This window comes from Stenotrophomonas sp. SMYL8 (assembly GCF_036320065.1).
Classification (GTDB): domain Bacteria; phylum Pseudomonadota; class Gammaproteobacteria; order Xanthomonadales; family Xanthomonadaceae; genus Stenotrophomonas; species Stenotrophomonas maltophilia_A.
The window spans coordinates 100185-109336 of sequence record NZ_JAWIRR010000011.1; the positions used below are offsets into that span (position 1 = coordinate 100185).

Here is a 9152-nt window from a genome sequence, read left to right on the forward strand (position 1 = left end):
AGCACCAAGGTCAGGGCGTCGGCGCCTGCGAACCGTCGATGAAGCAATGCGGATGGCTGAACACCGCGCGCTCGGTCAGCTGCTGCACCAGATTGTCGCGTGCAGCGGCCAGATCTTCATTGGAGGCCAGGTCGGCGGACAGCATGCAGCCCTGCGCGGCGGCACCCGCCTCGACACTGATCTGCTGCAGGGCTGTTGCCGGGTCCTGCTTGAATGCTGTGCGGAAGTCTGCGTCGGTGGTGAGCAGATCAAGCAGCGTGGTGGCGTCAGCGAGGGACAGTGGGGATTTGCGGTTGGTCATGAGCGTGGGATCCAAGGAGACAGGGAAGGTCGAACAAGTGGCGCGTGCCTTTGACCGTAGTCATAGCGGCGCGGATCGATGGGTCTTGAACGCGGTACTGGGCCATACTTACCCAGCTCCACCGGCAGCACATTGCTGGAATCCCATTTGCCACAGGAACGTCGATGACCTCTTCGCGGTACCGCCGATGCCACGCGCTGGCTGTTGTTCCCGATGAACAACCATCGTTCTCCCTGAACAGCCTGCTGGCTGGTGGAACCGGTGTGGAGTTCGTGCAGCAGTTGCAGGTGCGTGCTGCCCATCTCGATCAGCCTGTGACGCTCGATGCTGACGCTTGTGCGTTGCTGTTGCAGACCAGCGCGGAGCGCTGGCAGGTCTTGCCGGATGACCTGCAGAACCGCGCCCGAGTCGCATCGCTGCTGGAGGCGGGGTTGCTCATCGCCGAGGAGGGCGCGCCCGAGGCGGCGCGACAGGCCGACCAGCGTGTTCGCGACGGGCACTGGTGGGCCTTGTCAGCCATCCATCATCGCCATTCCCGCTGGGCGGGCGTAGACAGTGCCGGCGATATGGAGAAGCACCGGATGGTGACCGCACAGGACCTGGTGCAGCAGCTCGGCAAGCCACCGACCGAAGCCCCGGAGCGGCAGCCGGGTGCCATCGCTCTGCCGGTCGCGGCACCCGATGCCGTGGCGCAGCTGTTGGCTGCACGTACCACCTGCCGCAACTACGCCGAGGACAAGCCTCTATCGCTGGAGATGCTGGCCGGCATGATGCAGCACGTGCTGATGGCGCAGGCACAGGTGGAAACCGAACCCGGCGTGCGCTTCCTGAAGAAGAATGTACCGTCCGCGGGTAGCCTGCATCCGCTGGAAGCGTACGTGATTGCGCGCAAGGTCGATGGCCTGCAGCCTGGGTTGTATCACTATCATGCCGTGGCTCACGAGCTGGCACGGCAACAGGCACAGCCCGCCCAGCTGGACGATTTCTGCCTGCGCCTGTTGTCGGGCCAGCACTGGTTCGCTTCGGCCCACGCCATGGTGGTGCTGGTCTGCCGTTTCGGTCGCAACTTCTGGAAGTACCGCAACCACGCCAAGGCCTATCGCGCCGTGAGCCTGGATGTCGGCCATGTGTCGCAGGCACTGTATACAGCGGCCACGGCCAATGGCTTGGGCGGCTTCGTCACCGCGGCGATCAATGAGACGGAGATCGAGTCGCTGCTCGGGTTCGACCCGATGGTCGACGGCGCAATGGCGGTGTGCGGATTCGGTTGGCGTGCGCAGAGCATGACCACGGCGGAGCTGGACCCTGCGGGGCATGTCTGGAAGCGCGAGGCCCGCGATTGAACAAGCCCGGCAGGGCGCTGGAGTACCCAGCGCCCCTTGTCGGGTGCATTACTGGATGATGCGGTGGACGTGACCGGCTTCGAAGGTGAAGACCACGGTCATGGCTGCGCGGTGGCTGGAGAGATAGTTCACCAGGGCATCGCGGGCCTGGCTCAGCTCTTCCTTGCTGGCCAGCTTGCCGGTGCTCAGGCAAGGCGGCACCTGCGCCATCGAGTCGAATGCCAGGCCGATCTGTCGGCAGGCCGGCAGCGGATTCCTGCTGAACTGCGCACGGAACACGTCGTCGCTGCACAAGCGATCGAGCAGGGCAATGGCGGTTTGCGGCTCAAAGCGCGGCGACTCGGTGGTGGTGTGTTCGCTGGAGAACGGGGCACGAGTGAACGGCAGCATCGGATTTACCTCTGAAGTGGATTGAGGGGCGTTCAAGCGGCCTGCGGTACGGCGGAGTGGTGCACGCTTCCCTGCAGATGCCCGGATTCGAACATGAAGGGGACATTGAATGCGGCGCGCTGGGCCAGGAGCGCGGCGATCTGCTGGCGCACCTGTTGGAACTCTTCCTTGCTGGCCAGGACGTTGTGGATGGCGCAGGGGCTTGTGCCGGACTGTGCCTGCAGCCCATGCCGCGCCATCGCAGCGCCGGCATCGGCTGTGAACTCTGCGCGGAAGGCGTCGTCAGAACACAGCAGGTCGAGCAGCCGACCGGCATTGACAGTGGTCATCGGGGACTTTGCGGACATCGGAAACACTCCTTGTGGGTCAATGTCCGCCGATTAGACCACGTGTGACTACCGCGAGCGTGCCGCAGCGCAGCGTCAAGCAAGGCGCGCCGAGCCGGTACAGGCCAGTGGTCCTGCTGGGCATGGCACCGTGGTTCCAGAAACGTTGGAAGAGCGCACCGGAGAGGCCAGCTTGACGTTCCTGCGACGCAGTTTCAGCGCGGTGTCCAGGTCGGAGGCGTCGTCGGCGACCTGGCCCATCGAGCACGAATTTGGCCTAGATCCGCGTTCCGAGGGCGTCCTCGCCGTATGCGGTTTTGGCTGGCGTGCCCCGACCATAACCACGACCGAACTGGACCCGGCAGGTGTGATCTGGAATCCCGAGGACCGCGCGGTCTGAACCCGCGCGGCCCCCGCCACATCACGCCGCTTCGAAGTCCACCAGCACCGCACCGTCACCCACCTGGTCGCCGGCCTTGGCGCGGTAACCCTTCACCGTGCCGTCTGCCGGTGCCTGCAGGGTGTGCTCCATCTTCATCGCTTCCAGCACCACCAGCGGCGTGCCGCGCTTGACCTCGGTACCGGCCGCGACCAGTGTCGCGACGATCCTGCCCGGCATCGGCGCCAGCAGGCTGCCGGCATCGGCCACGGCGTGGTCCGATTCGCCCACCGGATCGTGCAGGGTGAAGCGGTGCTGGCCATCGGCGCCGAACAGATACAGCTGGTCGCCTTCGCGCAGCAGCTGCGGTGACCAGCGGCGCTCGCCCAGCTGCACGGTCAGATGCTGCGCATCGGCCGTGCCAAGCATCTGCACCGGCGCGGCGTCATCGCGCTGCACGCGCCAACCATCGGCCTGCGCCCACACTTTCAGTGTTTGCTTGCGTTCGCCCTGCTGCAGCGGCAGCACGCGCGGTGCCGATGCGCCAAGGCGCCAGCCGTCCTGGGCCTGCCACGGCGAATGCGGATCGCGCGCGTCGGTGCTGGCGCCGCCCGTGCTTGCAACCGCAGCCACGGCGGCCAGCAGCCACAGGGCATCATCCGAGTCGCCCACTGCACTCAATGCCGCCTGTTCGCGTTCGATCAGCGCGGTGTCCAGCTTGGCGTGCGCGAACGAATCGGTGTTCACCAGGCGGCGCAGGAAGCCGGCATTGGTGGTCACGCCCACCACCTGGCAGTCCGCCAGCGCCTGGCTCATGCGGCGCAGGGCGGCATCGCGGTCCACGTCCCAGACGATCAGCTTGGCAATCATCGGATCGTAGTACGGGGTGATGCTGTCGCCTTCCTCCACGCCGGTATCCACGCGCACATGGGCCGACGGGGTCGGCAGGCGCAGGCGGCGCAGGCTGCCGGTGGAGGGCAGGAAGCCCCGGTCGGCGTCTTCGGCGTACAGGCGCGCTTCGATGGCGTGGCCGTGGATCGCCAGCTGTTCCTGGCGCAGCGGCAGCGGCTGGCCCGAGGCCACGCGCAGCTGCCACTCCACCAGGTCGGTACCGGTGATGTACTCGGTCACCGGGTGCTCGACCTGCAGGCGGGTGTTCATTTCCATGAAGTAGAAATCGCCGTCCGGGCCGGCGATGAACTCCACCGTGCCGGCACCGACGTAGCCCACCGCGCGCGCGGCATCGACTGCCGCCTTGCCCATTGCAGCACGACGTTCTGTGCTCATGCCCGGCGCCGGCGCCTCTTCCAGCACCTTCTGGTGGCGGCGCTGCACCGAGCAGTCGCGCTCGAACAGGTAGACCGCCTCACCGTGGCTGTCGCCGAACACCTGGATCTCGATATGGCGCGGGCGCTCGACATACTTCTCGACCAGCACGTGGTCGTTGCCGAACGCCGAGGCCGCCTCGCGCTGGCAGCTGGCCAGCGCATCGACGAAGTCCTCGCTGCGCTCGACCTTGCGCATGCCCTTGCCACCGCCGCCGGCGCTGGCCTTGATCAGCACCGGGTAGCCGATGCCGTCGGCCTGTGCGCGCAGGAAGTCCGGCGCCTGCTGGTCGCCGTGATAGCCGGGGGTCAGCGGCACACCGGCCTTGGCCATCAGCGCCTTGGCCGCGCTCTTGTCGCCCATCGCGCGGATGGCGCTGGCCGGCGGGCCGATGAAGGTGATGCCGGCCGCCGCGCAGGCATCGGCGAAGTCGGCGTTCTCGGACAGGAAGCCGTAGCCGGGGTGGATCGCCTGCGCGCCGGTCAGGCGTGCGGCGTCGAGCAGGGCATCGCTGCGCAGGTAGCTCTCACGTGCGGCGGCCGGACCAATGTGGATGGCTTCGTCGGCCAGGCGCACATGGCGTGCGTTGCGGTCCGCATCGGAATACACCGCCACGGTGGCGATGCCGAGGCGGCGGCAGGTGGCGATGACGCGACAGGCGATTTCGCCACGGTTGGCGATCAGGACTTTGGTGAACATGGCAACAGACTCGGTCATGGCACGGGTTACATGCGGAACACGCCGAAGCGCGTCTGCTGCGGGGCGGCGTTGAGGCTGGCCGACAGCGCCAGGGCCAGCACCCGGCGGGTGTCGGCCGGATCGATCACGCCGTCATCCCACAGGCGCGCGCTGGCGTAGTACGGATGGCCCTGCTGTTCGAACTGCTCGCGGATCGGTGCCTTGAACGCATCCTCTTCCGCCGCCGGCCACTGGCCGCCCTTGGCTTCGATGCCATCGCGCTTGACCGTGGCCAGCACGCTGGCGGCCTGTTCGCCGCCCATCACGCCGATGCGTGCGTTCGGCCACATCCACAGGAAGTTCGGCGAGTACGCGCGGCCGCACATGCCGTAGTTGCCGGCACCGAACGAGCCACCGATGACCACGGTGAACTTCGGCACCTTGGCGCAGGCCACCGCCATCACCAGCTTGGCCCCGTCCTTGGCGATGCCGCCCTGCTCGTACTTGCGGCCGACCATGAAGCCGGTGATGTTCTGCAGGAACACCAGCGGGATGTTGCGCTGGGTGCACAGCTCGATGAAGTGCGCCCCCTTCAGTGCCGACTCGGAGAACAGGATGCCGTTGTTGGCGATGATGCCGATCGGATAGCCGTTCAGATGCGCGAAGCCGGTCACCAGCGTTGCGCCGTAGCGCGGCTTGAACTCATCGAAGCGCGAGCCATCGACCAGGCGCGCGATGACCTCGCGCACGTCGTAGGGCTTGCGCGTATCGGCCGGGATCACCCCGTACAGTTCGTGTGCCGGCAGCAGTGGTTCTTCGCTGGCCTGCACCGCCATCGCCGGTTCCGGCTTGCGCCAGTTGAGCTGCGCGATGATCGCGCGCACCCGTGCCAGCGCCTGCAGATCATTGTCGGCCATGTGGTCGGCCACGCCGGAGATGCGCGTGTGTACATCGGCACCGCCCAGTTCTTCGGCCGTCACCACTTCACCGGTGGCCGCCTTCACCAGCGGCGGGCCGCCGAGGAAGATCGTGCCCTGTTCGCGCACGATCACCGTCTCATCGCTCATCGCCGGCACATAGGCGCCGCCGGCGGTGCAGCTGCCCATCACGCAGGCAATCTGCGGGATGCCCTGCGCGGACAGGTTGGCCTGGTTGTAGAAGATGCGGCCGAAATGATCGCGGTCGGGGAACACCTCGTCCTGCAGCGGCAGGAAGGCGCCACCGGAATCGACCAGGTAGATGCAGGGCAGGTGGTTCTGCTCGGCGATCTCCTGCGCGCGCAGGTGCTTCTTCACCGTCATCGGGTAGTAGGTGCCGCCCTTGACCGTGGCGTCGTTGGCCACGATCACGCATTCCACGCCGCTGACGCGGCCGATGCCGGCCACCACGCCCGCGGCGGGCACGGCGTCTTCGTACATGCCGTGCGCGGCCAGCGGCGCGATTTCCAGGAAGGCGCTGCCGGGATCGAGCAGGGCGTCGATGCGGTCGCGCACCAGCAGCTTGCCGCGTGCGGTGTGCTTGGCGCGCGCGGCTTCGCTGCCGCCCAGCGCGGTGCGGGCGAGGGTGGCATGCAGGTCGTCGACCACGGCCTGCATGGCGGCGCGGTTGCTTTCAAACGTTTCGCTGCCCGGTTGCAGCTGGCTGTTCAGGACGGTCATCGCGTTGGCCTTACAGGGTGCGCTGGAACAGTTCGCGGCCGATCAGCATGCGGCGGATCTCCGACGTGCCGGCGCCGATTTCATACAGCTTGGCGTCGCGCCACAAGCGGCCGGTCGGATACTCGTTGATGTAGCCGTTGCCGCCCAGGATCTGGATCGCCTGGCCGGTCAGCCAGGTGGCCTTCTCGGCGGCGTACAGAATGGCACCGGCGGCATCCTGGCGGGTGGTGCGGCCCTGGTCGCAGGCGCGCGCGACGGCATAGACGTAGGCGCGGCACGCGCCCAGGCCCACGTACATGTCGGCAATCTTGGCCTGGATCAGCTGGAAGCTGCCGATCGGTTCGCCGAACTGGTGGCGCTCATGCACGTACGGCATCACCACGTCCATGGCCGCGGCCATCAGGCCCAGCGGGCCGCCAGAAAGGACCACGCGCTCGTAATCCAGGCCGGACATCAACACGCGCACGCCACCACCGACCTGGCCCAACACGTTTTCTTCGGGAATCTCGCAGTCCTGGAACACCAGCTCGCAGGTGGGCGAGGAGCGCATGCCCAGCTTGTCCAGCTTCTGTGCGGTGGAGAAGCCCTTCATGCCCTTCTCGACCAGGAACGCGGTGATGCCCTTGGCACCCGCTTCCATGTCGGTCTTGGCATAGACCACCAGCACGTCGGCGTCCGGACCGTTGGTGATCCACATCTTGTTGCCGTTGAGCACGTAGCGGTCACCGCGCTTGTCGGCGCGCAGCTTCATCGACACCACGTCCGAACCGGCACCCGGCTCGCTCATCGCCAGCGCGCCGACCAGGCTGCCGTTGCACAGGCCGGGCAGGAAGCGCTGCTTCTGTTCTTCGTTGCCGTTCTTGCGCAGCTGGTTCACGCACAGGTTGGAGTGCGCGCCATAGGACAGGCCGATGCCGCCGGAGGCACGCGAGATTTCTTCCATCGCCACCACATGGGCCAGGTAACCCATGCCGGTGCCGCCGTATTCTTCTTCCACGGTGAGGCCGAGCAGGCCCTGTTCGCCCAGCTTCGGCCACAGGGCCAGCGGGAACTGGTTGCTGGCATCGGCCTCGGCGGCCAGCGGTGCGACCTCGGCGGCGGCAAAATGGGCCACGCTCTGGCGCAGCAGGTCGATGTCTTCGCCAAGGTCGAAGTTCAGGGATGGCACGTGCATTGTGGTGGCTCCACGGCGGGATGGCAGGAAATGGACGCACCCGGCGGGGGAGCGGGCGGCGGTCTGCAGGACCGCTGCCCGCACGGGCGATTGAACCCCAGCGTAGCGGGGTTCGGGTAAGAAGTGAATACAAATTCAAAAATTGAAACTAGAATCAAAACATGGCCTACAAACGCTCTGCACTGATGGAAGAACGCCTGGCCGGGGCCCGTGAACGGATCCTGCTGGCCACCCGTGAGCTGGTCGCCACCGGGGGCTGGCGCAATGCCCCGGTGACCGCCGTGGCGACCCAGGCGGGGGTGTCCACCGGCCTGATCTACCGGCACTTCCCGTCCAAGGCCGAGCTGTTCGTGGAGGTGCTCAACGCCGCGGTGGCCCACGAGGTCGCGATCATGGAGCGCATCGCCAGCGGCCCGGAGGTGGCCAGCGAGCGCCTGCGGTTGGCGATCACCGCCTTCGTCCGCCGCGCCCTGGCCGGGCCGGGGCTGGCGCATGCCTTCATCGTCGAACCGGTCGACCCGGACGTGGAAGCCGAGCGCATGCGCGGTCGTCGCGCCTTCGGCGACGTGTTCCTGCGGCTGGTGGAGGAGGGCGTGGCCGCCGGTGAGCTGCCGGCACAGGACGCGCATGTGGCTGCCGCCTGCCTGGTCGGCGCCTTCACCGAGGCGATGGTCGGCCCCACCGCGCCCAGCCGCGAAGCACACCGCGACGAAGACGCACTGGTGGATGCGATCTGCAGCTTCTGCCTGCGCGCGATCGGCGCCCGGTAATCCGGTAGCGCCGGCCGCTGGCCGGCTTCTGCACGATCCATCCGGTGGGCTGGCGATGCCGGGCAGCGGCCGGCACTACCGGGTCCGAATGCTGCGCCGCACCAGCAGTGACGCCTGTTGTCGCACGCAAAGCGCGTTCTATACTCGGTCCATCACGCAGTCGCTCAGCCGTGGTCCAACGACTATCAGCCAGGGGTAACGAAGAGTGCGGAATTACGATCTGGAGTTCCTGAAACGCTTCTCCATGGTGATCGCGCTGCTGGCGACCATCACCCTCGGCCTCATCCTCCTTGCCGCTTACATCCACACCCGGATTCCGCCCGAGGTGTCGCCGACCGCGGCCAAGCGCACCGAGCAGCGCATCTCGCCCACCGGCGCGGTCTATGCCGGCAGCACCGGCGCCGCCGCGCAGGCTGCGGCCAAGGCCGCCGCGCTGGCCAAGGCCGCCTCGCAGGTGGCCTACGGCGGCACCAAGGACGGCAAGGTCATCTTCGACAACCTGTGCACCGCCTGCCACACCACCGGCGTGGGCATGGCGCCGACGCTGGACCATTCGCACTGGGACAAGCGCATCGCACAGGGCAAGGACACCCTCTACAAGCACGCCATCGAGGGCTATACCGGCCCGGATGGCGGCATCATGCCGCCCAAGGGCGGCAACCCGGCGCTGACCGAGGAACAGATCCACGCCACCGTGGACTGGATGCTGGGCAACCTGAAGTAACCGGTAGTGGGGGGGGGGGGGGGGGGCCCCCCCCGCGGGGGGGGGGGGGGGGGGTGGGGGGCGGCCGGCCCGGGGGGCCGCGC

At 67.4% G+C, this 9152-nt stretch carries 9 protein-coding genes and 1 pseudogene; 4 read left to right on the plus strand and 6 right to left on the minus strand.

Annotated elements, in window-relative coordinates:
• Positions 1–10: 10 nt before the first annotated feature.
• A complete protein-coding gene (locus V3B25_RS11180; RefSeq protein WP_012509741.1) occupies positions 11–301 on the minus strand; it encodes an NHLP-related RiPP peptide in 291 nt (96 codons plus the stop codon).
• A gap of 164 nt (positions 302–465) precedes the next feature.
• On the opposite strand from V3B25_RS11180, the gene V3B25_RS11185 reads away from it, so the two are divergent.
• Positions 466–1644: a putative peptide maturation dehydrogenase gene (locus V3B25_RS11185; protein WP_012509742.1), complete on the plus strand. Its 1179-nt coding sequence runs from the start codon at positions 466–468 to the stop codon at positions 1642–1644.
• Positions 1645–1692: 48 nt separating this feature from the next.
• Here the strand turns inward: V3B25_RS11185 and V3B25_RS11190 are convergent, their stop codons facing one another.
• Both V3B25_RS11190 and V3B25_RS11195 read right to left on the minus strand, forming a co-directional pair.
• Positions 1693–2034: an NHLP-related RiPP peptide gene (locus V3B25_RS11190; protein WP_012509743.1), complete on the minus strand. Its 342-nt coding sequence runs from the start codon at positions 2032–2034 to the stop codon at positions 1693–1695.
• Between the two features lie 32 nt (positions 2035–2066).
• Positions 2067–2381, minus strand: coding sequence for an NHLP-related RiPP peptide (locus V3B25_RS11195; RefSeq protein ID WP_080355175.1), 315 nt, complete (start codon positions 2379–2381; stop codon positions 2067–2069).
• 253 nt (positions 2382–2634) lie between these two features.
• Here V3B25_RS11195 and V3B25_RS11200 point away from each other — a divergent pair.
• A pseudogene (locus V3B25_RS11200) lies at positions 2635–2760 on the plus strand (putative peptide maturation dehydrogenase); the annotation flags it as partial.
• Between the two features lie 21 nt (positions 2761–2781).
• On the opposite strand, the gene V3B25_RS11205 reads toward V3B25_RS11200, so the two are convergent.
• The 3 genes from V3B25_RS11205 to V3B25_RS11215 are packed head-to-tail and all read right to left on the minus strand — an operon-like array spanning position 2782 to position 7575.
• Positions 2782–4764 carry an acetyl/propionyl/methylcrotonyl-CoA carboxylase subunit alpha gene (locus V3B25_RS11205; protein WP_049421012.1) on the minus strand — a complete coding sequence of 661 codons (1983 nt, stop codon included), beginning with the start codon at positions 4762–4764 and terminating at the stop codon, positions 2782–2784.
• Between the two features lie 26 nt (positions 4765–4790).
• Complete coding sequence (locus V3B25_RS11210; protein WP_049421013.1) at positions 4791–6401, minus strand: carboxyl transferase domain-containing protein; 1611 nt, start codon at positions 6399–6401, stop codon at positions 4791–4793.
• Positions 6402–6411: 10 nt separating this feature from the next.
• Positions 6412–7575 carry an isovaleryl-CoA dehydrogenase gene (locus V3B25_RS11215; RefSeq protein ID WP_014645571.1) on the minus strand — a complete coding sequence of 388 codons (1164 nt, stop codon included), beginning with the start codon at positions 7573–7575 and terminating at the stop codon, positions 6412–6414.
• A 161-nt stretch (positions 7576–7736) separates the two neighbouring features.
• On the opposite strand from V3B25_RS11215, the gene V3B25_RS11220 reads away from it, so the two are divergent.
• Together V3B25_RS11220 and V3B25_RS11225 are read left to right on the plus strand one after the other, a co-directional pair.
• On the plus strand, positions 7737–8345 hold the full coding sequence (locus V3B25_RS11220) for a TetR/AcrR family transcriptional regulator (protein ID WP_005407661.1): 609 nt from the start codon (positions 7737–7739) through the stop codon (positions 8343–8345).
• A gap of 205 nt (positions 8346–8550) precedes the next feature.
• Complete coding sequence (locus V3B25_RS11225; protein WP_005407662.1) at positions 8551–9069, plus strand: c-type cytochrome; 519 nt, start codon at positions 8551–8553, stop codon at positions 9067–9069.
• Positions 9070–9152 lie beyond the last annotated feature (83 nt).

What these genes read in the sequence shown, in the direction of transcription:
- V3B25_RS11180 (WP_012509741.1), bottom strand. Translation starts at nt 301, where the DNA reads ATGACCAACCGCAAATCCCCACTGTCCCTCGCTGACGCCACCACGCTG.
- V3B25_RS11185 (WP_012509742.1), top strand. Translation starts at nt 466, where the DNA reads ATGACCTCTTCGCGGTACCGCCGATGCCACGCGCTGGCTGTTGTTCCC.
- V3B25_RS11190 (WP_012509743.1), bottom strand. Translation starts at nt 2,034, where the DNA reads ATGCTGCCGTTCACTCGTGCCCCGTTCTCCAGCGAACACACCACCACC.
- V3B25_RS11195 (WP_080355175.1), bottom strand. Translation starts at nt 2,381, where the DNA reads ATGTCCGCAAAGTCCCCGATGACCACTGTCAATGCCGGTCGGCTGCTC.
- V3B25_RS11205 (WP_049421012.1), bottom strand. Translation starts at nt 4,764, where the DNA reads ATGTTCACCAAAGTCCTGATCGCCAACCGTGGCGAAATCGCCTGTCGC.
- V3B25_RS11210 (WP_049421013.1), bottom strand. Translation starts at nt 6,401, where the DNA reads ATGACCGTCCTGAACAGCCAGCTGCAACCGGGCAGCGAAACGTTTGAA.
- V3B25_RS11215 (WP_014645571.1), bottom strand. Translation starts at nt 7,575, where the DNA reads ATGCACGTGCCATCCCTGAACTTCGACCTTGGCGAAGACATCGACCTG.
- V3B25_RS11220 (WP_005407661.1), top strand. Translation starts at nt 7,737, where the DNA reads ATGGCCTACAAACGCTCTGCACTGATGGAAGAACGCCTGGCCGGGGCC.